The following is a 25138-nucleotide window of genomic DNA, read 5'->3' as shown; positions in this document are numbered from 1 at the left end:
GCTCGGATTTGTACCGTCGCATTCAGGGCGCCTGGTGCGGCATAGTAGGTCCCGTCGGCTCGACCACCAGGGCGCAATGTCTGGTTTAGTCGATTAATCCCCTGTGGTGTAATTGGCAGCACTGAGGCTTTTGGTGCCTTATGTTCGGGTTCGAGTCCTGACAGGGGAGCTTCACGGTCCGGGTCCTGGCTTTCGCAGTCGGGACCCACCCTCGTTTAGGGCCCTAAACCCCCCGGTATCCTTCACGGGTCCACCACCCGAAGCCGAAGGGCACACCCGTGAGCGCCAACCGCCCGGCAGCCGTCGTCGTACTCGCAGCGGGTGAAGGCACCCGCATGAAGTCGGCCACACCCAAGGTTCTGCACGAGATCAGCGGGCGCTCGCTCGTCGGTCACGTCGTCGCCGCCTCCCGCGAGCTGGACCCCACCCACCTCGTCGTCGTCGTCGGGCACGCCCGCGAGCAGGTCACCGCGCACCTCGCCGCGATCGACGCCGACGTCCGCACCGCGGTCCAGTACGAGCAGAACGGCACCGGGCACGCCGTCCGGATGGCCCTCGAAGAGCTCGCCGCCGACCGTCCCGCCGGCACCGTGGTCGTCGTCTGCGGCGACACCCCGCTGCTGACCGGCGAGACCCTGGCCGCGCTGACGGCCACGCACGAGACCGACGGCAACGCCGTCACCGTGCTCACCGCCGAGGTCCCCGACTCCACCGGGTACGGCCGGATCATCCGCGGCGCCGACGGGGCGGTCACCGCCATCGTCGAGCACAAGGACGCCACCGACGCCCAGCGCGCCATCCGCGAGATCAACTCCGGGGTCTTCGCCTTCGACGGCGCCCTCCTCGCGGACGCCCTCGGCAAGGTCCGCACCGACAACAGCCAGGGCGAGGAGTACCTCACCGACGTGCTCGGCATCCTGCGCGAGGCCGGCCACCGCGTCGGCGCGGCCGTGGGCGCGGACCACCGGCAGATCCTCGGGATCAACAACCGGGTCCAGCTCGCCGAGGCCCGCGCGCTGCTGAACGCCCGTCTGCTGGAGAGCGCCATGCTCGCCGGCGTGACGATCGTCGACCCGGCGAGCACCCTCGTCGACGTGACGGTGACTTTCGGCCAGGACGCGATCGTGCACCCCGGCACCCAGCTGCTCGGCACCACGCACATCGCCGAGCGGGCCGAGGTCGGCCCCAACACCCGTCTGAAGGACACGCACGTGGGCGCGGGCGCCCGCGTGGACAACACGGTGGCGGACACCGCGGTCGTCGGTGCATCGGCGAGCGTCGGCCCCTTCGCCTACCTGCGTCCGGGCACGAACCTGGGCGCGAAGGCCAAGGCCGGCACGTACGTGGAGATGAAGAACGCCACGATCGGCGAGGGCACCAAGGTCCCGCACCTGTCCTACGTCGGCGACGCGACGATCGGCGAGTACACGAACATCGGCGCGGCCAGCGTGTTCGTGAACTACGACGGCGAGCACAAGCACCACACGACCGTCGGCTCACACTGCAAGACGGGTTCGGACAACATGTTTGTGGCTCCCGTCACCATCGGGGACGGCGCCTACACCGCCGCCGGCTCCGTGATCACGAAGGACGTGCCGCCCGGCGCCCTGGCCGTGGCCCGCGGCCAGCAGCGGAATATCGAGGGCTGGGTGGCCCGCAAGCGTCCGGGAAGTGCCGCCGCGACAGCGGCTCAGTCGGCGGTCCGCGAGGACTCCGGCGAACGCTGAGGTGAACTGACCGGAAACGGCTACGCCCGATACGGCGTACCGTGATAGGTGAACGCAATTCGGCTGGCTCACCGTGTGCGGGACGGACGCACATGGGGGCGAGCAGCTTTCCCACGTCTGAGGAGACAGTGCTGTGACCGGGATCAAGACGACCGGCGAGAAGAAGCTGATGCTCTTCTCCGGCCGCGCCCACCCCGAGCTGGCCGAGGAGGTCGCGCACCAGCTCGGTGTCGGCCTCGTGCCGACCAAGGCTTTCGACTTCGCGAACGGCGAGATCTACGTCCGCTTCCAGGAGTCGGCGCGTGGCGCGGACTGCTTCCTGATCCAGAGCCACACGGCTCCGATCAACAAGTGGATCATGGAGCAGTTGATCATGATCGACGCGCTCAAGCGCGCGTCGGCACGCTCCATCACCGTGATCGTCCCGTCCTACGGGTACGCCCGCCAGGACAAGAAGCACAAGGGCCGCGAGCCGATCTCGGCCCGCCTGGTCGCCGACCTGCTGAAGACCGCGGGCGCCGACCGCATCCTCACGGTCGATCTGCACACCGACCAGATCCAGGGCTTCTTCGACGGCCCGGTCGACCACCTTTCGGCCCTGTCGGTCCTCGCGGACTACGTCGGCGCCAAGGTCGACCGCTCCAAGCTGACGATCGTCTCCCCGGACGCCGGCCGCGTACGCGTCGCCGACCGCTGGTGCGACCGCCTGGACGCCCCCCTGGCGATCGTGCACAAGCGCCGTGACAAGGACGTCGCCAACCAGGTGACGGTCCACGAGGTCGTCGGTCAGGTCAAGGGCCGCGTCTGCGTCCTGGTCGACGACATGATCGACACCGGTGGCACCATCTGCGCCGCCGCCGACGCGCTCTTCGCGCACGGCGCCGAGGACGTCATCGTGACGGCCACGCACGGCATCCTGTCGGGCCCGGCCGCCGACCGCCTGAAGAACTCCAAGGTCAGCGAGTTCGTGTTCACGAACACCCTGCCGGACCCGTCCGACCTGGAGCTCGACAAGATCACGGTGCTCTCCATCGCCCCGATGATCGCCCGCGCCGTGCGCGAGGTCTTCGAGGACGGCTCGGTCACCAGCCTGTTCGAAGAGCAGCAGTAAGAGAGCAGAGCAGCAGCAAGCACGTCCCCTGTGCGCTAGATCATTTTTGGGTACGGCCTCCCCGCCGGGTACACTCCTCGAGTTGCTCGGCGAGGGAGGCCGTACCTGTTTCAGACGGGTATGGGTGCTCCGTTATCGACGCGCTCTTCGTAGCAGGCCGTGTTCCGGCCGGGTGACTGTCGTCCATTTCCGTCACCCCACGAGGAGTGAGCATGTCCGAGATCAAGCTTGCCGCGAAGGTCCGCGAAAACTTCGGCAAGGGCTCTGCCCGCCAGGCCCGCCGTGACGCCCTGACCCCCGCGGTCATCTACGGCCACGGCACCGACCCGAAGCACGTCAACGTGGACGCCCACGCGCTCCAGCTGGCGCTGCGCACCCCGAACGTCCTGCTCTCCCTGGACATCGAGGGCGCCGGCACCGAGCTGGTCATCCCGAAGGCCGTTCAGAAGCACCCGCTGAAGCGTTCGGTCTCCCACGTCGACTTCCTGATCGTCAAGAAGGGCGAGAAGGTCACCGTCGACGTCGCGATCGTCACCGAGGGCGAGCTGGCCCCGGGCGGCAACATGCTGGAGACCCTCCAGAACACCATCTCCGTCGAGGCCGAGGCCACGCACATCCCGACCGAGGTCACCGTCTCGATCGCGGGCCTGGAGGCCGGTGCCACCATCACCGCCTCCGACCTGGTCCTGCCGGCCGGCACCACGCTGGCCGTCGACGGCGACATCGCCGTCCTGCAGGTCATCGGTGCGTCGACCGAGGAGCCGGCCGCCGAGGGCACCGAGGCCTGAGCCTCACCGCTCACCCTCAGCACTTGCTGAACGACCGCCGTCCGGCTCCACTGGAGCGGGACGGCGGTCGTCTTCGTATAAGGAGCTTTTGATGTCGGACGACGCGGCGCCCTGGCTGATCGTGGGTCTCGGGAACCCGGGTGCGGAGTACGCGGGCAACCGCCACAACATCGGTTTCATGGTCGCCGACCTGCTGGCGGAGCGGATGCGCGGCAAGTTCAAGGCGCACAAGGCCCGCGCCCAGGTGGTCGAGGGCCGGATGGGCCCGCCGGGACCGCTGAACCGGCGCGTGGTGCTGGCCAAGCCCATGTCGTTCATGAACCTGTCCGGCGGCCCGGTGACGGCGCTGCGGGACTTCTACAAGGTGCCGCTGGACCGGATCGTCGCGGTCCACGACGAGCTGGACATCGACTACCCGACGCTCCGGCTGAAGCTGGGCGGCGGGGACAACGGCCACAACGGCCTCAAGTCCATGACGAAGTCGATGGGCCCCGACTACCACCGGGTGCGCTGCGGCATCGGCCGCCCGCCCGGCCGGATGCAGGTCGCGGACTTCGTGCTGAAGGACTTCTCCTCCACGGAGCGCAAGGAGCTGGACTGGTTCGTCGACCGTTCGGCGGACGCCGTGGAGTGCCTCATCCAGGAGGGCCTGGAGCGCGCGCAGTCCACGTACAACAGTTGAAGGATCCTGATCGAAGGGGCCCGATACACGAGGGGCCCGTGCACCATCGGTGCACGGGCCCCTCACGCATGTGTCGTCAGCCGGTGTTGCGCAGACCGGCGGCGACGCCGTTGACGGTCAGGAGCAGGGCCCGGGACAGGATCGGGTCCGCCTCCTCGCCGCGCTCGGCGGCCGCCCGCTGGCGGGCCAGCAGGGAGACCTGGAGGTAGGAGATCGGGTCCAGGTAGGCGTCGCGGACCGAGAAGGTCTGCTGGAGCACCGGGTTGGAGTCGAGGAGCTTCTCGCCGCCGGTGATCCGCAGGACCTCGCGGACCGTGAGCTCGTGCTCGGCCTCGATGCGGGCGAACACGTGCTTGAGCTCGTCGGGCACCAGGGTGTCGACGTAGTGGCGGGCGATCCGCAGGTCCGTCTTGGCCAGCGTCATCTCGACGTTGGACAGGAAGTTGCGGAAGAAGTGCCAGCGCTCGCCCATCTCGGCCAGCGCGTCGCCCTGGCCCGCCTCGCGCAGGGCCTTCAGGCCCGAGCCGACCCCGTACCAGCCGGGGACGATCTGGCGGGACTGGGTCCAGCCGAAGACCCACGGGATGGCGCGCAGACCGTCGAGGCCGGCGCCCGAGTCGGGGCGGCGCGAGGGGCGCGAGCCCAGGTGCAGGTCGGCGAGCTGGTCCACGGGGGTGGCGGCGAAGAAGTACGCCGGCAGGTCCGGGTCCTCGACGAGCTCGCGGTACGCGTCGTGCGCGGCGTCCGAGACGGTGTCCATGGCCGCGTCCCAGCGGGCCAGGTCCTCGTCGGACTGGCGCGGGGCGGTGTGCAGGGCGGAGGCCTGGAGGGTGGCCGCGACGGTCAGCTCCAGGTTCTCGCGGGCCAGCGACGGTACGAGGTACTTGTCGGAGATGACCTCGCCCTGCTCGGTGACCTTGATCTCGCCCTCCAGGGTGCCCCAGGGCTGCGCGAGGATCGCGTCGTGCGAGGGGCCGCCGCCACGGCCGACGGTGCCGCCGCGGCCGTGGAAGAGGCGCAGGCGCACCCCGTAGCGGTGGGCGACGTCGCGCAGCCGGCGCTGGGCGCGGTGGATCTCCCACTGGGAGGTGGTGATGCCGCCGAACTTGGAGGAGTCGGAGTAGCCGAGCATGACCTCCTGGACGTCGCCGCGCAGCGAGACCAGGCGCCGGTACGAGGGGTCGGCGAGCATCTCGTCGAGGATGACGTCGGCGGCCTTGAGCTCGTCGGTGGTCTCCAGGAGCGGCACGATGCCGATCTTGGCCCAGCCGCCGTGCAGGTCGATGAGACCGGCCTCGCGGGCGAGGACGGCGGCGGCGAAGACGTCGTCGGCGCCCTGGCACATCGAGATGATGTAGGACTCGATGACCTCGGGGCCGAACTTCTCGAAGGCGTCCTTGATGGCGCCGAACACGCCGAGCGTCTTCTGGCCGGCCGCGTCGAGCGGGGCCGGGGTGGGCGCCAGCGGGCGGCGCGAGCGCAGCTCCTTGGCCAGGAGCCGGCCGCGGTAGTCGCGGGGCATGTCCGCGTAGCGCCAGGACTCCTCGCCGAGCCGGTCGAAGAGCTGGCCCAGCGCGTGGTGGTGGGCGTCCGCGTGCTCGCGCACGTCCATCGTGGCGAGCTGGAGGCCGAAGGCGGCCAGCGTGCGGATGGTGCGGTCCATGCGGCCGTCGGCGAAGAGCGCGCCGCGGTGCTCGCGCAGGGAGGTCTGGATGAGGGTGAGGTCGGTGAGCAGCTCGGCGGTACCGAGGTAGTCGCGGCCCTCCTCGTGCGGGATGCCCTTGGCGAGGCGCTCGCGGGTGTTGAGGAGCTTCTGCCGGATGCAGGTGGCCTTGAGGCGGTACGGCTCCTCGGCGTTCAGCCGCTTGTAGCGCGGGCTGATCTCCGGGAGGCGCTCCAGGTCGGCCTGGAGGGAGGTGAGGAGCTCCTCGGTGGCACCGGTGTAGCGGATGGAGTTCGACAGCAGTCCGCGCAGGAAGTCGATGAGTTCCAGGGCGTCGGTGATGCCGTGCTCGTGCTGGAGGATCAGCACGTCCCGGGTCACGTCGGGCGTGACGTTGGGGTTGCCGTCGCGGTCGCCGCCGATCCAGGTGCCGAAGGTGAGCGGGCGGGTGCCGGCCGGGATCTCGATGCCGACGCGCTGGAGCTCGGCGGCGAGGTCCTCGAGTACGTCGCCGACGGCGCCGGCGTGCAGCTCGTCGAGGTAGTAGATCGCGTTGCGGGCCTCGTCGGCGGGCTCGGGGCGGACCACGCGCAGTTCGTCGGTCTGCCAGACGAGGTCGATGTTCTCCGCGAGGCGCAGGTCGTGGCGGCGGCGCTCGCCGGCGCCCGAGACGGGCTCCTCCAGGAGGGCCGCGATGCGGCGCAGCTTGTTCAGGACGCTGCGGCGGGCCGCCTCGGTGGGGTGCGCGGTGAAGACGGGGCGGACGTTGAGGTTCTTGACCGTCTCGCGCAGGTGCTCGGGGTCCGCGTCCTTGAGCATGTCGGCGGTGCGGGCCAGCAGGCTCCCCTCGGCGGCGCGGTGGGCGCGCAGCTCCTTGCCGCGGTGCACCTGCTCGGTGACGTTGGCGAGGTGGAAGTACGTGGAGAAGGCGCGCACCAGCTTGGCGGCGGTCTCCAGGTCGGTGTCGCCGAGCAGCTCGGCGGCCGCGATGCCGTCGGTGCGCGTGAGGGCTCGGACGCGTTCGACCAGGTCGAGGAGGTCCTGGCCCTCCTGGCGTACGAGGGTCTCGCCGAGGAGGTCGCCGAGGCGGCGGATGTCCGCGCGCAGCTCGGCGTTGGCGGCGCCGGCGGAGGACGTCGCCGGGGCGGTGGTCGAGTGGGCCTGGTCGGCACTGCTCACAGGTGCGGCTCCTTGCAGTGTTTCGAGCGCTACTGGGAGGTGGGCTCCGGTTGCGCGCGGTGGTGCCCGTCCGGACCTTCGTCCGGCGGTGCCACCGCTCCTGATGCGCAGCTCGGGCTGCCCGTGCGGACCGCGCTGTCCGACGACACCAGGATAGGTGGCCCGTACCGGTGGCCAGGCCCCTGTGTCACCAGGCGGGACGACGACCCTGCCGGCGGGGCCGTTGGACCCGGCCGGCAGGCGCGCTCCTCTTGCCGCGCGGGGGACCTTTGCCATACTTACGTTGCCGTAGGTTACGCACCCGTAGGGATGTGTGGCCCGGCGGCGCGCCTGCCGACTCCCTCACCCTCAGGGGACACACCTATGACCATCAGTCCCGACGTGATCGAGGACGCCTCGGCGTCTTCCGGCGCGTCCGTGCCGTCCGCGACCCTCGGCGGTGAGAACAAGCGGTCCGTGGAGCAGATCGCGCTGCTGCTGTTCATCACCGTCCCCTTCCTCGCCCTGTTGGTGGCCGTTCCGCTCGCCTGGGGCTGGGGGGTGAGCTGGCTGGACGTGGGCCTGATGGTGTTCATGTACTTCCTCGCCTGCCACGGCATCACCATCGGCTTCCACCGCTACTTCACGCACGGTTCCTTCAAGGCGAAGCGGCCGCTGCGCATCGCCTTGGCGGTCATGGGGTCGATGGCGGTCGAGGGGCCGCTGGTGCGCTGGGTGGCCGACCACCGCAAGCACCACAAGTACTCCGACCACGAGGGCGACCCGCATTCGCCGTGGCGCTTCGGCGAGACGCTGCCGGCCCTGATGAAGGGCTTGTGGTGGGCGCACATCGGTTGGCTCTTCGACGAGGAGCAGACCGACCAGCAGAAGTACGCCCCGGACCTGATCAAGGACCCGGCGATCCGCCGCATCTCGCGCGACTTCATCTTCTGGACGATGTTCTCGCTGGCGCTGCCGCCGCTGGTGGGCGGTCTGGTGACCATGTCGTGGTGGGGCGCATTCACCGCGTTCTTCTGGGGCTCCCTGGTCCGGGTCGCGCTGCTGCACCACGTGACGTGGTCGATCAACTCGATCTGCCACGCGGTGGGCAAGCGCCCCTTCAAGTCCCGCGACCGCTCCGGCAACGTGTGGTGGCTGGCGGTGCTGTCCTGCGGCGAGTCCTGGCACAACCTGCACCACGCCGACCCGACCTCGGCCCGGCACGGTGTGCTGCGCGGCCAGGTCGACTCCAGTGCGCGGCTGATCCGCTGGTTCGAACAGCTGGGCTGGGCGTCCGACGTCCGCTGGCCGTCCGAGGCCCGCATCGACGCCCGGCGCAAGGAAGAAGTGTCGAACGCGGCATGATGGGGGACGTGGGAAACGACGGCAGCAGTTCCAGCAGCGAGAAGCCCAGGCGCGGCCGCCGGGTCCGGATGACGGGCGCGGAACGGCGTCAGCAACTGCTGGACATCGGCCGCACCCTGTTCGCCGAGAAGGGGTTCGAGGGCACGTCGGTGGAGGAGATCGCGGCGAAGGCCGGAGTCTCCAAGCCGGTGGTCTACGAGCACTTCGGCGGCAAGGAGGGCCTCTACGCGGTCGTCGTGGACCGCGAGATGCGCCAGCTGCTGGACGGGGTGACGGGCGCGCTGACGGCCGGGCACCCGCGGGAGCTCCTGGAGCAGGCGGCGTTCGCGCTCCTGGACTACATCGAGAACTACACGGACGGTTTCCGGATCCTGGTCCGGGACTCCCCCGTGGCCCAGTCGACGGGCACCTTCGCCTCGCTGATCAGCGATATCGCCACGCAGGTCGAGGACATCCTGGGCCTGGAGTTCAAGGCCCGCGGCTTCGACCCGAAGCTGGCCCCGCTGTACGCGCAGGCGCTGGTCGGGATGGTCGCGCTGACCGGGCAGTGGTGGCTGGAGACGCGCCAGCCGAAGAAGGCCGAGGTGGCGGCGCACCTGGTGAACCTGTCCTGGCACGGACTGGAGAACCTGGAGGCGAAGCCGCGGCTGGTGGGCCACCGCAAGAAGTGAGCCCCCGTACCGCGCGCGCGTACGACGGCGCCCCGTCACCGGAGATCCGGTGACGGGGCGCCGTCGTGTGTGGCATCAGAGGTGTTCCGGGCCGTACCGCTCCGCGCTGTGCTTCTCCGCGCTGTGCTTCTCCACGCTGTGCCGCTCCGAGCTGTCTCGCTCCAAGCTGAGCCGCTCCAAAAACTCGATCCGGTTCCCGACCGGATCCTGGGAGTAGAAGCGCCGGTGTCCCGGCAGGTCGTCGTCCCAGACGACGGTGGCGCCGCGCGCCCGAAGTCTGTCGGCGTAGGCCTCGATGCCCTCGACCCTGAGTCCCGGGTGCGCCTTGCGGGCGGGGTGGAAGTCCTCCTCCACGCCCAGGTGGAGCTGGACCGGCCCGGCGGCGAACCAGCAGCCGCCGCGCGCCGCGAGCACGGGCGGTTTGGGGATCTCGGTCATGCCGAGGACCTCGGTGTAATAGGCGCGGAGCCGGTCCTCCGAGCCGGGCGGTGCGGCGAGCTGGACGTGGTCGACTCCGGCGAGCATGCTCAGGACTCCCTGCGGGCGACGGCGAAGATGCGGCGGAACGGGAAGACGGTGCCGCGGGGGCCCGTGGGGTAGGCCGCGCGGAGCAGGGCGCGGTACTCGGCGAGGAAGGCCTCGGCGGCCTCCTCGTCATCGGCAAGCGCGGTGAGCACGGGCCGCAGGGCGGTGCCCTTCACCCAGTCCAGTACGGGGTCGGGGCCCTGGAGCAGCTGGTGGTAGGTGGTCTCCCACACGTCGGCGGCGCAGCCGAGCTCGGTGAACCGCTCCAGGTATCCGGAGGGTTCGAGGATGTGGATGTAGCGGGCTCCGTGTCCGGCGAGCCGGTTCCGCCAGCGCGGGGCGTCGCACAGGTCGGCGAGGATCCGGTGGCTGGGGGCGGTGAAGTTGCCGGGGATCTGGAACGCGAAGGTGCCGCCCGGGCGCAGTCCGTTGATCCAGGGGGCGAAGGATCCGGCGTGGCCGGGGACCCACTGGAAGGCGGCGTTGGAGACGATCAGGTCGTACGGCTCCTCCGGGAGCCAGTCGGCCAGGTTTCCGTGGCGGAATTCGAGCTTGCCCCCGCCACCGGTGGGACCTGCGTACTCGCTGTCGGCGCGGTGGAGCATCTCAGGGGAGAGGTCGTAGCCGGTGATGTGCGCTTCGGGCCAGCGGTCCGCGAGGAGCGCGGTGACGTTGCCCGGTCCGCAGCCGAGGTCTGCGATGCGGGCGGCCCGGGAGGGCAGCTCGGGTATGCGGGCCAGAAGGTCGAGAAAGGGCCTGGCCCGGTGGCCGGCGTGCCGGAGGTACTGCTGCGGGTCCCAGGTGGGGGCGTCATCCGTGGGGTTCGTGGGGGATGTCGGCGCCGGAATCCTGGCCGGCGCGGTATCGGAATGCATGTTCGAGCCTCCCTGCTGGCGGTGCGGTCGGAATCGGAAGCTGCTCCGGCCCCCTCCATGCCCCATGGTGGCGGAAAATATATCTCGATGTCAAGATACTCGAGATCGAGATACTTGATTTAAAGAGACTTCATGTCGACAGACCCTTTACACTGATCCGCATGGAGGACGAGGTCGACCGACTGGTCGCGGCATGGCGGCGGGAACGCCCTGACCTCGACGTGGAACCGCTCGAGGTGCTCAGCCGCGTCAGCAGGCTCGCGCGGCACCTCGACCGCGCCCGCCGGCTGGCCTTTTCCGAGCACGGTCTGGAGCCCTGGGAGTTCGACGTCCTGACCTCGCTGCGACGGGCCGGCGCGCCCTACCAGCTCTCCCCCGGCCAGTTGCTGACGCAGACCCTGGTGACCTCGGGCACCATGACCAACCGCATCGACCGGCTCGCCAAGAAGGGCCTCGTCGAACGGCTGCCGGACCCCAACGACCGCCGCGGGGTCTTGGTGCGCCTCAGCCCCGAGGGCCGTGACCGCGCCGACCAGGCTCTCGCCGGCCTGCTGGCCCAGGAACGGGCGATCCTGGCCCAGCTCTCGCGGACGCAGCGCGCCGACCTCGCGGGCCTGCTACGCCAGTTGACCGCTCCGTTCGACAACATCCCCGGCTAGTCCCTGCCCCGGAAGTCCGGGCAGGTCCGCGGGCCGTACGCCGGCCCGCCGGGCCAGGGCGACCGCCGCGAGCGTGGAGTGCACGCCCAGCTTGCCCAGCACGTTCTGCATGTGGGTGCGGACGGTGTGCGGGGAGAGGAACAGCCGCGCGGCCACGTCCTTGCGGCCCAGCCCCGCCACCATGCAGCGCAGCACCTCGTGCTCCCTGGGCGTGAGGGACTCCACCAGCCGTTCGCTGTCGGTACGGTGCTTGCGCGCCGCGGTCAGTTCGCGGAGCACTCCGGTGAGCAGCGCGGGCGGAAGGTGCGTCTCCTCGCGCAGGACTCCGCGGATGACGGCCAGCAGCCGCGACAGCGAGCAGTCCTTGGCCACCCAGCCCGAGGCTCCCGCCTGCAGTGCGAGCGCGGCCCGGCGTGCGTCGTCGCGCTCGGCGAGGACGACCGTACGGACCGCGGGATGGGACACCCGTACGCCCGCGACCAGCGCGATCCCGTCGGCGGCGGGCGGGGCGGAGCCGGACTCCCGCTGGGCGGGGACGCCCGCGGGGACTGCGGCCAGGTCGGCGTCGACCAGCAGCACGTCGAAGCGGCGGCCCTCGGCCACCGCGCGTTCGAGGCAGCGCAGCGCGGCGGGGCCACTGCCGGCCGCGGAGACGTCCACGTCCGGTTCGGCCGCGAGCGCGGCGGCGAGAGATTCGGCGAAGATGCGGTGATCGTCGACCACGAGTACCCGGATACGGACCACAAAACCCCCAAGGGTCGGGGAACGGACGACTGCGGGTACGACGCCCGGACCGGGTGATCCGCAGGCGCCGCGGCCGCCGCCGTGACATCTCTGCACTACCCCGGACCGGACGTCGTACCCGACTTGTCTCGACCCCTGAATCAACACCGGCCCCCACCGGTGTCACGCATCAGCGTAGGGCCGGGGTCGGCCCGTGGTTGGCCGAATTGCAGAAGTTTTCCGAGCGATTTTCCGGCGAGGCGCTTCCGTAGGGGCTCCGGTGTGGCTGGAAATCGCCCGCATGCCGCCCGGGCGGCGGCCCGATCCGTCCGGTCGCGTGCCACAGGCAGTTGCTCGGAGGGTATTTCACTCGGCGTGCGCACGCCGGGCGCCCGCGCGCAGCGCCCGCGGGCGGCGCGCCCGCGACGCACGCGCGCCCCCGCCCTGGTCGGGGCGGGGGCGCACGGGTCAGGCGCTACCGGTGGGCTCAGCCGCGCCGGGCGCGGGTGAAGTTCCAGGCGTCCGTCACGATGCCCGTGAGGTCCGAGCGGGTCGGGGTCCAGCCGAGGCGCTCGTGGGCCCTGCGGGCCGACGCGACGAGGAAGGCCGGGTCGCCCGCCCTGCGGGGAGCCACCACCTCGGGAATCTCCTTCCCGGTGACCTTGCGGACGGTCTCGATGACCTCACGGACCGAAAACCCGCTGCCGTTGCCGAGGTTGCACACCAGGTGCTCCCCCTCGGCGGCGACCCGGAGCGCGGCCAGGTGGGCCTCGGCCAGGTCGGCGACGTGGATGTAGTCCCGTACGCAGGTGCCGTCCGGGGTGGGGTAGTCCTCCCCGAACACCGAGATCGACTCCCGTTCGCCGAGGGCCACTTGCAGCACCAGCGGGATCAGGTGGGTCTCGGGGTCGTGCAGTTCGCCGAACTGCCCGTAGGCGCCGGCCACGTTGAAGTAGCGCAGCGAGACCGCCGCGAGGCCGTGCGCCGCGCACTCCCCCGCGATCATGTGGTCGACGGCCAGCTTCGAGGCCCCGTACGGGTTGGTGGGGGCGGTCACCGAGGACTCGGTCAGCGGCCCGTCGCCGGGCTCCCCGTAGGTGGCCGCGGTGGAGGAGAACACCAGGCGGCGCACGCCCGCTCCGCGCATCGCGGCGAGCAGGGCCAGGGTCCCGCCGACGTTGTTCTCCCAGTACTTGCCCGGGTTCACCACGGACTCGCCGACCTGTGAGGAGGCCGCGAAGTGCAGGACCCCGTCGTAGGAGGGGTCCAGGTGCTCGGCGGCGTCCTGGATGCGGCCCTCGATGAACGCGGCGCCGGCCGGCACCCCCGAACGGAAGCCGGTGGAGAGGTCGTCGAGGACGGTGACCTCGTGGCCCGCCCGGAGCAGGTGGGCCGCGACCACCCCGCCCACGTATCCGGCTCCGCCGGTGACCAAGTACTTGGAAGACCTGGATGTCTTGGAAGACTCGAATGTCTTGGAAGCTCGGGAAGACGCCGTCTCGCTCACGTGCCTACTGCCTCTCGCCGGGAAACGCACGCACCGTGCGCGTGCTGGTGACCGGCATACCGGAATCCGCTCCGCCGGGGAAATCCGGCCCCGCCCCGATCAGGGCCGGGCGCCCCCGGACGGCGGCAGTGCGGCCCGGTCCAGCAGACCCGTACGGGCGGCCAGCGCGGCCGCCTCCAGCCGCGAGCCCACACCCAGCTTCATCAGGACCCGCTGGACGTGCGTGCGCGCGGTGCTCGGCGCGATGGCCATGCCGGCGGCGATGAGCCGGGTGTCCTCGCCCTCGGCTACCCGGACGAGCACCTCCACCTCGCGAGGGGTGAGCAGGTGCAGCAGCCGGCTGCCCTCGTCGTCGGGCTGGGCGGCGGGGTTGAGCAACTCCGCGAAGGCCCCCTGCAACAGTTGCGGCGCGATGGCCACTTCCCCCGCCCGCGCCTTGGCCAGGGCCCGCTCCACGCCCTCGATGCGCTCGTCGTGGCGTACGTACCCCGAGGCGCCGGCCGCGAAGGCGGCGGCGATCCCGCGCGGGCTGGGCACCGGGCCGAGCACGACCACGGCGATCTGCGGACGCTCCCGCTTGATCCGGACGATCGGCTCGAAGACCCCGGGCTCGGCGGGCGTGGCCGTACCCAGCAGGCAGACCTCCGGGGCGCGGCTGATGACCAGCTCGGCGGCGCCCGCGGCCGGCGCGGCGGCCGCCAGCACCCGGTGGCCGCGCAGTTTCAGGGCCGAGGCGAGCGCCTCGGCCAGCAGCCGGTGCTCGTCGACCACCATGACCCGTACGCCCATTGAGGCACCCACCCCCGCCCTTCTGACCCGGCAAGCTACACGCTTGTTCGACGGCGCGGTGCGGTAACCGCGCAGAAGCCCCCGGAAGGACGGACCTTCCGGGGGCTTCCGGGCTCTCCTGCGGCTTCCCTGCGGCTTCCCGAGGTGCTGCGCGGGTGGCGCCGCCGGTCAGCCCGTCGTGAAGGAGACGAAGTTGTAGTACGGGTCGCTGGACACGGTGGACTTGCGGTGCACGGCGGTGCGCGCGATGAAGTACTTCCCGTTGCCGTAGAGGAACTCGGCGGAGTCCGGCAGGAACTGGGTCTCGGCGCGCTGCGACTCCTTGGTCGCCGGGTTCTGCATGAGCAAGGTCTCCTTCATCGTCTTGCCGTCGATGGAGACGACCTGGCCGCCGCCGTCGTAGGGCGGGACCTTGTGGGCGATGAGGTTGGAGCCGTCCATGCGCAGCGGGTAGATCGAGTAGCGCTCGCCGGCGTCGGCGCGGTCGGTGGTCAGCTTGCCGGTCTCCAGGTCGAAGGAGACGATCTCGTTGGTGCGGCCGACGTCGGCCGAGCCCTGGTGCTCCTGGGTCGGCAGGTAGAGCTTGCCGTTGCCGACGACCATGTTGACGCAGTCCTCGACCTCGGTGCCGCACTCGGGGTTGTAGTTTCCCGAGGTGAGCGGGATGCGCGTCTTGAGCTGGCCGCCTTCGTCGAGGACGAACAGGTCGCTGACGCCGATGGCGTTCTTGGAGGTGTCGTTGATGTCCGCCGCGACGATCAGCGGCTTGGTGGAGACGATCTGGGCGTACTCCACACCCGGGGGCAGCTTGTACGAGGACTTCTGCGCGCCGGTGACCGGGTCGAGGCTCTGGGCGGACACCACGTAGTCCGGTGACTGGCCGCAGCGGCGGATCACGGCGAGGGCCGGGCCGCCGCCGTAGCCCTGGTCCTTGCAGTCGTCCGCGTCGACCTTGGGCGTCCACAGGGGCTTGCCGTCGGCGAGGTTCCAGGCGGAGCCGCCGTACAGGCCGCCCGCGGCCACGGTCTGGCCGCTGACGGTGACCTCTGCGAATTCGATCGGCTTCTCGCCGCCGCCCTGGACCTTGGTGGAGGCCTTCCACAGGAGCTTGCCGGAGTTCAGGTCGATGACGCCGACCTGGTTGCACGGCTGGTGCTTCTTCTCGGCCGTCGGCAGCGCCGCGTCGAAGAGGATCGCCGTCTTGTTGTCCGAGACCCAGCGGCTCGCGGCGCAGACGTTGGCGCCGAGCGGGATCTCCCACTTCTTGGCGCCGTCGGCCACGTTGTAGCCGACGACCTTGCCCATGTCGGACTTGGCGTAGGTGGTGTCGGTGAGCCAGGAGCCGGGGATCTGGACGATCTCGGCCGACTCCGGCATCGGGAGGTTGACCAGGGTCTTCGACTTGGTCTTGGCCGGCACCTTCTCGGAGCCTCCGCCGCCCGGCGCCTTGTCGCCGCCGGTGCCGGGGCTCGCGCCGCCGCCGGCCACGGCCTGGCTGCCGGAGCCCTCGTCCTCGCCGACGTACCAGAAGCCGCCGCCGACGATGAGGACGATGGCCAGGAGGGCCGCGCCCACGATCATCAGCTGGGTACGGACCTCGTTGCCACCGCTGCCGGCGGGCGCCGCCGGGCCCTGGGCCGCGTACATGGGCGCGGTGACGGGCTGCGGCTGCTGCTGCGGGTAGCCGTAGGGCTCCTGCGGATAGCCGTACGAGGCCTGCCCCGCGGGGACCGTCGGCGGCATGGCGGGCGGCGTGGGCGGCATGGCCGGAGGCGGCGGAGGAGGGCCGGCCGGCATGGCCGGGGGTACCGGCGGGGGCCCGCCGAACCCGCCGGACGGCTGGTCCTTGGGCGCGCCGAAGCCGCCCGGCGGCGGGTCCTGCGGGGCGCCGAACCCGCCCGACGGCGGCTGGCTGGGGGGCGGCGGGGTACTCATCGGTGCTACTGCCTCTCGGTGGGCGGTTCGGCGGACTGCACGGCGGACTACTCGGCGGACTGCTCGTGCGCTGGGGGGCGGGCTCTCACTTGCCGAAGACCATCAGGAACTTCTCGCTCTTGTTCTTGGCCTCCAGACGGGAGGACGAGATGAACAGCCGGCCGTCCACGTAGTCCACGTTCGGGGAGTAGAAGGAGCTCTCCACCGGGGCCGCGGGTCCGGACGGGTTGCGCAGGACCGCGGTGGGCGTGCCTCCGGCGGCCGGGATCGTGAGGACCTCGCCGCCCTTGTCACTCTCCGCCTCGCGGTAGACGACGACCTGGCCGCCCGCCGCCTTCAGCGGGGTGAGGGTGCGGCCCTCGCCCGCCGGGGTGCGCCACTTGACCTTGCCGGTGCCGAGGTCGAAGGCGACGATCTCGTTCGGCTTGCCGATGTCGGCCTTGGTGGGCAGGTAGAGGGTGTTCGCGTCCACGTAGGAGGAACCGCAGCTCTGGATCGAGCGGTTGAGGCCGAAGAGGCCGCTGCAGCCGACCGGGAAGCTGCCTTCGCCGGAGACGGTGGCGCGCTGCTTGCCGTCGGATCCGAGGACCACGATGGAGCGCTCCTTGCCCTCGCTCTTGCCGAGGTCGAGGACGATCGGGTCGAGCGAGTAGACGTTCTCGACGTCGAAGCCCTTGGGGAGCTTGTAGATCCACGTGTTCTTGCCGGTGGCCGGGTCGGCGTCCATGACCTGGACGGTCTTGTCCGCGTCCTGGCAGGTCGCGATGGCAAGCATCTTGCCGTTCATCGCGACGAAGTCGCCGGGCTGGCAGCCCTCGTCCCGCTTGTTGTCGAAGAGCTTGTCCCCGGTGCTGACCTTGAACGCGCTGCTCGTGCCCATCCGGTTGACGACGAGGGCGTCACCGGTGAGGGCGAGGTCCGGGGAGGTCATGATGTCGAAGAGGCCTTCCTTCGGCACCTCCTTCGACCATCCCTCCTTGCCGGCCTTGAGGTCGATCATCCGCATCATGTTGCAGTCGGCGCCGCTGGACTCGCCGTTCTCGTACATGACGACGGTCTTGCCGTCCGCGGTCATGTCGGTGACCCCGCAGATCTTGGCGGGGAGGGTGAGGGTCCACTTCTCCTTGCCGTCCGTGACGCCGTAGCCGGTGACCGACTTCCAGACGGTCTTGACGACGGTGTCCCCGACGATCCACTGGCCCTTGGAGTCGACGCCCGAGCCGGGGCCGTCGATCTTGCTGCTCTTGAGCCAGAGGACCTTGCTCTCGCCCTGCTTGCGGCCGGCGTTGAGGTCCTCTTCCGCCTCACCGCCGTTGCCGCTGCCGTCGCCCTTGTCCACGGAGGCGGAGGGCGAGGCCTTGCCGTCGGCGGGCGGCGGAGTGGTGTCCTGCCCGATGACCTTGTCGTTGCCCTTGTCGTCGCCGGAGAAGAGCAGGAAGTAGCCGCCGGTGCCCAGGACGAGGACGCCTGCGACGGCGGCCGCGATCAGTACGGCGAGCTTCTTCTTCGGCCCGCCGGGCGGCGGCATGCCGGGCCCACCGGGGGCGCCGGGGGGCATGTGCGGGGGCGGCGGCGGGAAGCCGTAACCCCCGGGCGGCTGCTGGCCGTACGGGCCCTGCGGCTGCTGACCGTACGGGCCCTGCGGCTGGGGCTGCTGCGGCTGCTGCTGCTGCGCGTACGGGTTGTCGCCCTGCGGCGGGAACCCGTAACCGGGCTGCGGGGGACCGGGCAGGTGCCCGTAACCGGAAGGGTTCGGCGGCTGGTTCGGCGGCTGGGGCGGCTCGGTCATCAGCGCATACCTTCGGCTTCGGGTGTGGGAGGAAGCCCTTTCTATCACTGCTGGCCGGAACCACGCCGGGCCGGTCCGGCCCCTGTTCCCAAGGGAGGACCGGCCCGTGATGCCGCCGTTATCGCCCCGTCGTTATCGCCCCGTCGGGAACGCGGCGTCCGACTCACCGGGTCCGGTCCAACTCACCGCGTAGTACACCAACCGCGCGTCCTCGCCGGCCGGAAGCATGCCGGCGGCCGCCATGACGTGCTGCGAGGCCGTGTTCTCCCGGTCGGTGTCGCCCGACACCGTGACCGCCCCGTGGGCGCGGGCGTGCTCCAGCAGGGCCCGGAGGGCCTCGGCGGCGTAGCCCCGGCCCCGTACGGCGGGCACCAGCCCGTAGCCCACGGTCACCCGGCCCTCCCCGTCGGCGGGGCCGTGGAACCCGGCGCCGCCGATCAGCAGCCCGTCTGAGCGGCGCTGGATCTCGAACGCCCCGTACGGTGCCGGGTCGCCCGTGTCGGCCAGTACCCGCAGGTACCGCTGCGCCCCGGCCCGGTCCCCGGCGGCCGGATACCCCTCGGCCCAGCGGTCCGCCGGACCGGGTGATCCGGCGGCGAGCCGACGGGCCCGGCCGGCGTCGAGCGGGAGCAGGAGCAGGCGTCGGGTGCGCAGTGGTTCCATCCATCAGGAGATAGCAGCCCCGCGCCGGGGGCCGCACCCGGATTTGGCTGCGCGCCTCGGCTGTGCGCCTCAGCTGCGCGCCCTCGGCTACGCGTCCTCGGCGAGCTCCAGCCAGCGCATCTCCAACTCGTCCCGGTCCGAGATGAGTTCGCGCAGCTCGGCGTCGAGCTTGGCGACCTTGTCGAAGTCGGTGGAGTTCTCGGCGATCTGGGCGTGCAGGCTGCTCTCGCGGTCCGTCATCTTGTTGAGCTGCCGCTCGATCTTCTGCAGCTCCTTCTTCGCGGCGCGCGCGTCCCCGGAGGCCGAGGACTTTCCGGCGGCGGCCGCGGCGGGTGCCGGGGAGGCCGCGTCGATCATCTTCTGGCGGCGCTCCAGGTACTCGTCGAGGCCGCGGGGCAGCATCCGCAGGCTCGCGTCGCCCAGCAGGGCCATGACCGTGTCGGTGGTGCGCTCGATGAAGAACCGGTCGTGCGAGATCACGATCATCGACCCGGGCCAGCCGTCGAGGAGGTCCTCCAGCTGGGTCAAGGTCTCGATGTCGAGGTCGTTGGTGGGCTCGTCGAGGAACAGGACGTTGGGCTCGTCCATCAGCAGGCGCAGGATCTGCAGCCGGCGCCGCTCGCCACCGGAGAGGTCGCCGACGGGCGTCCACTGCTTCTCCTTGGTGAAGCCGAACTGCTCGCACAGCTGGCCCGCCGTCATCTCGCGGCCCTGGCCCAGGTCCACCCGGTCACGGACCCGCTGCACGGCCTCCAGCACCCGCAGGGACGGGTCGAGTTCGCCGACTTCCTGAGAGAGGTAGGCCAGCTTGACCGTCTTGCCGACGGTCACGGTGCCGGCGGCCGGCTGGACCTCGCCCTGCGTACGGGCGGCCTCGCCGAGGGCGCGCAGCAGGGAGGTCTTGCCGGCTCCGTTGACGCCGACGAGACCGACGCGGTCGCCGGGGCCCAGGTGCCAGGTGAGGTGCTTGAGGAGGGTCTTGGGGCCGGCCTGGACGGTCACGTCCTCCAGGTCGAACACCGTCTTGCCGAGGCGGGCGTTGGCGAACTTCATCAGCGCGGACTTGTCGCGCGGCGGCGGCACGTCGGCGATCAGCTCGTTGGCGGCCTCGATGCGGTAGCGCGGCTTGGAGGTACGGGCCGGGGCGCCGCGGCGCAGCCAGGCCAGCTCCTTGCGCATGAGGTTCTGCCGCTTGGACTCCTCGGTCGCGGCGATGCGGTCGCGCTCGGCGCGGGCGAAGACGTAGTCGCTGTAGCCGCCCTCGTACTCGTGGACGTCGCCGCGCTGCACGTCCCACATGCGGGTGCAGACCTGGTCAAGGAACCACCGGTCGTGGGTGACGCAGACGAGCGCGGAGCGGCGTTCCTGGAGGTGCTTGGCCAGCCAGGAGATGCCCTCGACGTCCAGGTGGTTGGTGGGCTCGTCGAGTACGAGGAGGTCCTGGTCGGCGATGAGCAGCTGGGCCAGCGCGATGCGGCGGCGCTCGCCACCGGAGAGCGGGCCGATGACCGTGTCGAGGCCCTGCCCGAAGCCGGGCAGGTCGAGCCCGCCGAAGAGGCCGGTCAGCACGTCGCGGATCTTGGAGTTGCCGGCCCACTCGTGGTCGGCCATGTCCCCGATGATCTCGTGACGGACGGTGGCCTTGGGGTCGAGGGAGTCGTGCTGGGTGAGCACGCCCATGTGCAGGCCGCTGTTCTGGGTGACCCGGCCGGTGTCGGGTTCCTCCAGCTTGGCGAGCATGCGGATGAGGGTGGTCTTGCCGTCGCCGTTGCGGCCTACGACACCGATCCGGTCCCCCTCGGATACGCCGAGGGAGATGCCGTCGAGCAGGGTACGGGTGCCGTACACCTTGCTGACTGCCTCGACATTGACCAGGTTGACGGCCATCAGGAGCGCTCCAGGGAAGGGGTGTGGATCAGCCCTCAGCCTAACTCCGCGAAGTGCCGGACCGTTCCACCAGCAGCCAGCCGCCCAGCGCCATGCCGATCGCGGCGGGCGCGGTGACCGGGAGGGCGATCAGGGTGGCGCTGTGGCCTTCCAGGAGCCCGCCGAGGCCGGTCGTGGAGAGCCCGAGGACGCCGAGCAGGCACAGTGCGGTGCCGAGGGCGGCGCGGGGGCCGGAACCGGGGTCCGCGCCACTCGCACCGGGCGCCTCGAAGCGCCGGAAGACCGCGACGAGTACGCAGGTCAGCGCGGCGGCGGCGGGGAACCGGACCGGGACCTGGGCCCACCAGGCCGCCCCCGCGGGCTCGGGCAGGGCGATGCCGAGGCCCAGCTGGGCGGCGTAGACGGCGAGCATCGCGGTGAGGTGCCAGAGGAAGGCCGTCATGGCGATCCCGTTGGCGGCGACCACCCCGCGCCAGACCCGGGGGCGGGCCAGCCAGGCGCCGGCCGGGGCCCTGAGCAGCTCCACGGCGCCCACGAGCCAGATCCCGTGCGCGAGCAGGGCGAGGGTGGGCGGGGCCATGTTGGAGACCTTCTCCCCGGGCATCCCCACCATGGACAGCGGGTACGGCCCGTACGCCACCAGCGCCACGGCCCCGGCGAGCCCGGCGGCGGCGAGGGCGCCTGGGCGGCGGATGCGCCCGTCGGCGCGCAGGAAGCCGAGCTGGTGGACGGCGAGCCAGACGAAGGCGAAGTTCAGGAACTCGGCGTACGGGACACCGCCCGCGAAGCGCAGCAGATCCACGGCGGCCGCGGCCGCGGCCAGCGCCCCGAAGGCGGCCCAGCCGTGGCGCTCGTGGAGCTTCAGCAGGGGCGGGGTCAGGGCGACCATCGCGAGGTAGATCCCGATGAACCACAGCGGCTGCGTGACCAGCCGCAGCGCCGCCCCGGACAGCCGCCCGCCGCCGGTGCCGAGGAGCTGCGCGAGGAGGGCGACGGCGGTCCAGACGGCGACGAACACGAGGGTGGGGCGCAGCAGCCGCCGCAGGCGGGCCCGCACGAAGGCGGCGTAGACGGGGCCCTCGGTGCGGCGCGCGAGGGACCGGTAGGACAGGGCGTGCGAGAACCCGCCGACGAAGAAGAACACCGGCATCACCTGCAGCGCCCAGGTGAGGACCTGGAGCGGCGGGACGACGGCGAGCAGGTTCCCGATGCCTTCGGTGCTGACGGCGGCCATCAGCCAGTGCCCCGCGATGACGGTCCCGAGGGAGGCGACCCGGAGCAGGTCGACGTAACGGTCCCGCGTGGCGGGGGTGACTGCGGCGATGTCGCTTGCGCTGGCTCCCATGGGCCCTACGCTCCCGCGCGGGCCCGCTGGGCAACAGGGCGCGGGTACTCACTCCCGCCTAGGTACCCGGGGCTCCGCCCCGGGCCCCCTCCGCTGAGCGGGGCGGCCGCCCGCAGGGCACGCCCGGGCCCGCCGGGCCCGGGGCCGGCCCGGTCAGACGACGGTCGCGCCCGGGGCCGGGCCAGTGGCCGCGTGGGTGCTGCGGCAGGTGCCCGAGGCGGCCAGGGCGGAAGCCACCTTCGCCGCCGACTCGGCATCGCGGACCAGGAAGGCCGTCGTGGGGCCGGATCCGGAGACCAGCGCGGCCAGAGCTCCGGCCGCCGTACCCGCCGCCAGGGTGTCGGCGAGCGACGGGCGCAGCGAGAGGGCCGCGGGCTGGAGGCCGTTGGCCAGGGTCGCGGCCAGCTCCGAGGGGTCCCCGGAGGCCAGCGCCGCGAGGAGGGCCGGGGAGGCCTGCGGGACGGGCACCTCCGTACCCGCGGTGAGCCGGTCGAACTCGCGGAACACCGCCGGGGTGGAGAGGCCTCCGTCGGCCACCGCGAACACCCAGTGGAAGCCGCCGGCCGCGACCGGGGTCAGGATCTCCCCGCGCCCGGTGCCGAGCGCCGCCCCGCCGACCAGGCTGAACGGCACGTCGCTGCCCAGCTCGGCGCACAGGGCGAGGAGTTCCTCCACCGGGGTCTTCAGCCCCCAGAGGGCATCGCAGGCGAGGAGGGCGCCCGCCCCGTCGGCGCTGCCGCCCGCCATGCCGCCCGCCACCGGGATCCGCTTCTCGATGTGGAGATGGACGTCGGGGCGCAGCCCGGCCCGCTCCGCCAGGAGCTCCGCCGCGCGGGCCACCAGGTTGGTGCGGTCGAGCGGCACCTTGTCGGCGTCCGGTCCGGCGCAGGTCACGGTCAGTTCGTCGGCGGCGGTCGCGGTGACCTCGTCGTAGAGGGAGACCGCGAGGAAGACGTTCGCCAGGTCGTGGAAGCCGTCGGGGCGGGCCGCGCCCACCGCCAGCTGGACGTTGACCTTCGCGGGGACCCGTACGGTGACCGACTCGCTCACAGCGCGGGCCTCTCCGCGGCGGGCTTGTGTTCGGCGATCGCCGCGAACTGCTCGACGGTGAGGGATTCGCCGCGGGCCTGCGGGGAGACCCCGGCCGCGACCAGCGCCGCCTCGGCGCCGGCCGCCGACCCGGCCCAGCCGGACAGCGCCGCGCGCAGCGTCTTGCGGCGCTGCGCGAAGGCCGCGTCGACGACCGCGAAGACCTCGGCCTTGGTCGCGGTGGTCTTGACCGGCTCCGCGCGGCGGACCAGGGAGACGAGCCCGGAGTCGACGTTCGGCGCGGGCCAGAAGACCTTGCGGCCGATGGCGCCGGCCCGCTTGACGTCGGCGTACCAGTTGGCCTTGACCGAGGGGACTCCGTAGACCTTGTTGCCGGGCTCGGCGGCCAGCCGGTCGGCGACCTCGGCCTGCACCATGACCAGGGTCCGCTCGATGCTCGGGAAGCGGTCGAGCATGGTGAGCAGGACCGGCACGGCCACGTTGTAGGGGAGGTTCGCGACGAGCGCGGTCGGCGGCGGGCCGGGCAGCTCCTTGACCAGCATCGCGTCGGAGTGGACCAGCGCGAAGCGGTCCTTGCGCTCCGGCATCCGCGCCTCGATGGTGGCGGGCAGCGCGGCGGCCAGGATGTCGTCGATCTCGACGGCGACGACCCGGTCGGCGGCCTCCAGCAGTGCGAGCGTCAGCGAGCCCAGTCCGGGGCCGACCTCGACGACCACGTCGTCCGGCCGGACCGCGGCGGTGCGCACGATGCGGCGCACCGTGTTGGCGTCGATGACGAAGTTCTGGCCCTTCTGCTTCGTCGGCCGTACACCGAGTACGGCGGCCAGCTCCCGGATGTCGGCCGCCCCGAGGAGGGCGGAGGTCTCGGGCGCGGACGTCCCGGGTGCGGACGTCTCCGGCGCGGAGGTCTCCGGCGCGGAGGTCGCCGGTACGGCGGGTTCGGGCTGCTGCTCTGCGGTGCTCACCGATAAAGGGTACGGCCGCAGTGCGGCCAGGGACTCGCCCCCCGCTGCACGTACAGCTTCTTGGCGCGGTACGTCTGTTCCGGGCCCGGAGCGTCCTGCGGGCGGCCGCTGCCGCCGAGGGCCTGCCAGGTCTGTACGTCGAACTGGTAGAGCCCCCCGTACGTGCCCGAGGGGTCCGTGGCACCGGGCCGGCCGCCCGACTCGCAGCGGGCCAGCGCGCCCCAGTCGAGGCCGTCCGCGCCCTGGACGGAGGACGGCAGCGCCTTGGTGCCGACCTTGACGAGCCGGCTGACGGGCTCGCGGACGGTCTCCTCCGCGATCCGGCGGGGCTTTTGCCGGACCCCGTTGACAGTGCGCAGGCTGTACGTGACCCTGCGCGCCCCGGGCCGCCCCGAGCGCTCGACGACTTCGGTGCCGGCGAAGACGGAGGAGTCCTTGACCCGCTCGGTCGCGTACGGGATGCGTTCCTCGCGGATCTCGCGGGTGCCGGTGATGCGGAGCACGGTAACGGTCTGGCCGTCGCGCGGGAAGGAGCCGGCGGGTACGGAGATGGCGTCCTGGCCGTGGAGGGTGATCCCGGCTTCGTCGAGGGCCTCCCGCACGGTGGCGGCGTTGGTGCGGATCGCCCGCTCCCGGCCGTCGGCCATGAAGGTGATGCTGCGTTCGGTACGGACGGCGAGGGTCATGCCGGTCCGGGGGACGGGGGCGGTGCGGGATGCGGAGAGGTAGGCGCCCTCGGCCCGGATGCCGAACTGGCGCAGTGCGCCGTCCACGGTGCGGGCGGTGGTCCACACCTCGCGCCGCTGTCCGTCGAGGGTCAGGCTCAGCGGGCGGCCGTAGCGCAGGACGATCTCGTCCCCTTCGTCGAGGACCTCCGCCCCGGCGGGGGCGACGAGGTCGTGGGGGCCGACGCCGAGTCCTTCGGCGGCCAGCAGTTCGTCCACGTCGCCGGCGAAGGTGTGCAGGGTCCGCGGGACCCCGTCGACGGTGAGGCGTACCGCCTTGTCGGCGGCGACGAAGGCGGTGGTGCCGCCCGCCAGGAACGCGACGACCAGGGCCTGCGGCACGATGCGCCGCCAGGTGTCGCGGGGAGCGGGGGCGGCCCCGCGACGCCGCCTCGGACCGGGGGCGGGGGCGACACCGGGGGCGGGGGCGACACCGGGGTCGCCGCCGACACCGGGGCCGGGGCCGCCCGGTGCGGGCACCGTGCCGAGTCCGCCTCCGCCCCGGCGCCGCCCGGTCCCCGCGGGGGGCGGTCCCG

21 protein-coding genes and 1 tRNA gene are annotated in these 25138 nt (G+C 71.8%); 8 read left to right on the top strand and 14 right to left on the bottom strand.

Annotated features, from left to right (window positions below; genetic code table 11):
* Nucleotides 1-97: 97 nt before the first annotated feature.
* From ACIQV3_RS37155 to pth, 5 genes are all read left to right on the top strand, one after another.
* A tRNA-Gln gene (locus tag ACIQV3_RS37155) sits at nt 98-169 on the top strand.
* 109 nt (nt 170-278) lie between these two features.
* Entirely contained in the window at nt 279-1727 is a 1449-nt protein-coding gene (glmU, locus tag ACIQV3_RS37150) for a bifunctional UDP-N-acetylglucosamine diphosphorylase/glucosamine-1-phosphate N-acetyltransferase GlmU (RefSeq protein WP_403720751.1), read from the top strand.
* Between the two features lie 133 nt (nt 1728-1860).
* The gene (locus tag ACIQV3_RS37145; protein WP_403720748.1) at nt 1861-2838 is read left to right on the top strand and encodes a ribose-phosphate diphosphokinase; all 978 of its coding nucleotides are present in this window, start codon (nt 1861-1863) and stop codon (nt 2836-2838) included.
* A 212-nt stretch (nt 2839-3050) separates the two neighbouring features.
* Nucleotides 3051-3626 carry a 50S ribosomal protein L25/general stress protein Ctc gene (locus ACIQV3_RS37140; protein WP_403720745.1) on the top strand — a complete coding sequence of 192 codons (576 nt, stop codon included), beginning with the start codon at nt 3051-3053 and terminating at the stop codon, nt 3624-3626.
* Between the two features lie 91 nt (nt 3627-3717).
* A complete protein-coding gene (gene pth / locus ACIQV3_RS37135) occupies nt 3718-4308 on the top strand; it encodes an aminoacyl-tRNA hydrolase (protein WP_266908096.1) in 591 nt (196 codons plus the stop codon).
* 76 nt (nt 4309-4384) lie between these two features.
* Here pth and ppc read toward each other — a convergent pair whose 3' ends face one another.
* The gene (gene ppc / locus ACIQV3_RS37130; RefSeq protein WP_403720742.1) at nt 4385-7150 is read right to left on the bottom strand and encodes a phosphoenolpyruvate carboxylase; all 2766 of its coding nucleotides are present in this window, start codon (nt 7148-7150) and stop codon (nt 4385-4387) included.
* A gap of 363 nt (nt 7151-7513) precedes the next feature.
* Here ppc and ACIQV3_RS37125 point away from each other — a divergent pair, with 363 nt between their 5' ends.
* On the top strand, nt 7514-8494 hold the full coding sequence (locus tag ACIQV3_RS37125) for a fatty acid desaturase (protein WP_250737447.1): 981 nt from the start codon (nt 7514-7516) through the stop codon (nt 8492-8494).
* Complete coding sequence (locus ACIQV3_RS37120; RefSeq protein ID WP_403720738.1) at nt 8491-9165, top strand: TetR family transcriptional regulator; 675 nt, start codon at nt 8491-8493, stop codon at nt 9163-9165. Before ACIQV3_RS37125 ends, ACIQV3_RS37120 begins: the two co-directional genes overlap by 4 nt.
* 75 nt (nt 9166-9240) lie before the next feature.
* Here the strand turns inward: ACIQV3_RS37120 and ACIQV3_RS37115 are convergent, their stop codons facing one another.
* Entirely contained in the window at nt 9241-9690 is a 450-nt protein-coding gene (locus ACIQV3_RS37115) for a VOC family protein (protein ID WP_403720736.1), read from the bottom strand.
* Between the two features lie 2 nt (nt 9691-9692).
* Nucleotides 9693-10565: a trans-aconitate 2-methyltransferase gene (locus ACIQV3_RS37110; RefSeq protein ID WP_403720734.1), complete on the bottom strand. Its 873-nt coding sequence runs from the start codon at nt 10563-10565 to the stop codon at nt 9693-9695.
* Between the two features lie 161 nt (nt 10566-10726).
* On the opposite strand from ACIQV3_RS37110, the gene ACIQV3_RS37105 reads away from it, so the two are divergent.
* Complete coding sequence (locus ACIQV3_RS37105) at nt 10727-11224, top strand: MarR family winged helix-turn-helix transcriptional regulator (RefSeq protein ID WP_254385882.1); 498 nt, start codon at nt 10727-10729, stop codon at nt 11222-11224.
* Here the strand turns inward: ACIQV3_RS37105 and ACIQV3_RS37100 are convergent.
* The 11 genes from ACIQV3_RS37100 to ACIQV3_RS37050 form a co-directional block, all read right to left on the bottom strand.
* Nucleotides 11183-11968 carry a LuxR C-terminal-related transcriptional regulator gene (locus ACIQV3_RS37100; RefSeq protein WP_403720730.1) on the bottom strand — a complete coding sequence of 262 codons (786 nt, stop codon included), beginning with the start codon at nt 11966-11968 and terminating at the stop codon, nt 11183-11185. The genes ACIQV3_RS37105 and ACIQV3_RS37100 overlap by 42 nt on opposite strands.
* Nucleotides 11969-12434: 466 nt before the next feature.
* Nucleotides 12435-13382 (bottom strand): UDP-glucose 4-epimerase GalE, encoded by a 948-nt coding sequence (gene galE, locus ACIQV3_RS37095; protein ID WP_403720727.1) that lies wholly within the window; start codon nt 13380-13382, stop codon nt 12435-12437.
* Between the two features lie 171 nt (nt 13383-13553).
* Nucleotides 13554-14243 (bottom strand): response regulator transcription factor, encoded by a 690-nt coding sequence (locus tag ACIQV3_RS37090; RefSeq protein WP_403720784.1) that lies wholly within the window; start codon nt 14241-14243, stop codon nt 13554-13556.
* Nucleotides 14244-14411: 168 nt separating this feature from the next.
* The gene (locus ACIQV3_RS37085; protein WP_403720782.1) at nt 14412-15548 is read right to left on the bottom strand and encodes a PQQ-binding-like beta-propeller repeat protein; all 1137 of its coding nucleotides are present in this window, start codon (nt 15546-15548) and stop codon (nt 14412-14414) included.
* A gap of 715 nt (nt 15549-16263) precedes the next feature.
* Nucleotides 16264-17967, bottom strand: coding sequence for a PQQ-binding-like beta-propeller repeat protein (locus ACIQV3_RS37080; RefSeq protein ID WP_403720724.1), 1704 nt, complete (start codon nt 17965-17967; stop codon nt 16264-16266).
* A 132-nt stretch (nt 17968-18099) separates the two neighbouring features.
* Entirely contained in the window at nt 18100-18630 is a 531-nt protein-coding gene (locus ACIQV3_RS37075; RefSeq protein ID WP_403720722.1) for a GNAT family N-acetyltransferase, read from the bottom strand.
* Between the two features lie 87 nt (nt 18631-18717).
* Complete coding sequence (locus ACIQV3_RS37070) at nt 18718-20517, bottom strand: ABC-F family ATP-binding cassette domain-containing protein (RefSeq protein WP_403720717.1); 1800 nt, start codon at nt 20515-20517, stop codon at nt 18718-18720.
* 40 nt (nt 20518-20557) lie between these two features.
* Complete coding sequence (locus ACIQV3_RS37065; RefSeq protein WP_403720715.1) at nt 20558-21862, bottom strand: acyltransferase; 1305 nt, start codon at nt 21860-21862, stop codon at nt 20558-20560.
* 153 nt (nt 21863-22015) lie between these two features.
* Nucleotides 22016-22912, bottom strand: coding sequence for a 4-(cytidine 5'-diphospho)-2-C-methyl-D-erythritol kinase (locus tag ACIQV3_RS37060; protein WP_403720713.1), 897 nt, complete (start codon nt 22910-22912; stop codon nt 22016-22018).
* Nucleotides 22909-23748, bottom strand: a complete 840-nt coding sequence (rsmA, locus tag ACIQV3_RS37055; protein WP_403720780.1) for a 16S rRNA (adenine(1518)-N(6)/adenine(1519)-N(6))-dimethyltransferase RsmA — start codon at nt 23746-23748, stop codon at nt 22909-22911. The genes ACIQV3_RS37060 and rsmA overlap by 4 nt, the downstream gene beginning before the upstream one ends.
* Nucleotides 23749-23873: 125 nt before the next feature.
* On the bottom strand, nt 23874-25082 hold the full coding sequence (locus tag ACIQV3_RS37050) for a ubiquitin-like domain-containing protein (RefSeq protein WP_403720777.1): 1209 nt from the start codon (nt 25080-25082) through the stop codon (nt 23874-23876).
* Nucleotides 25083-25138: the final 56 nt, after the last annotated feature.

It is taken from the genome of Streptomyces sp. NPDC099050 (assembly GCF_044759865.1).
Taxonomy (GTDB): Bacteria; Actinomycetota; Actinomycetes; order Streptomycetales; family Streptomycetaceae; genus Streptomyces.
This window is presented reverse-complemented; position numbering and strand designations above follow the sequence as displayed.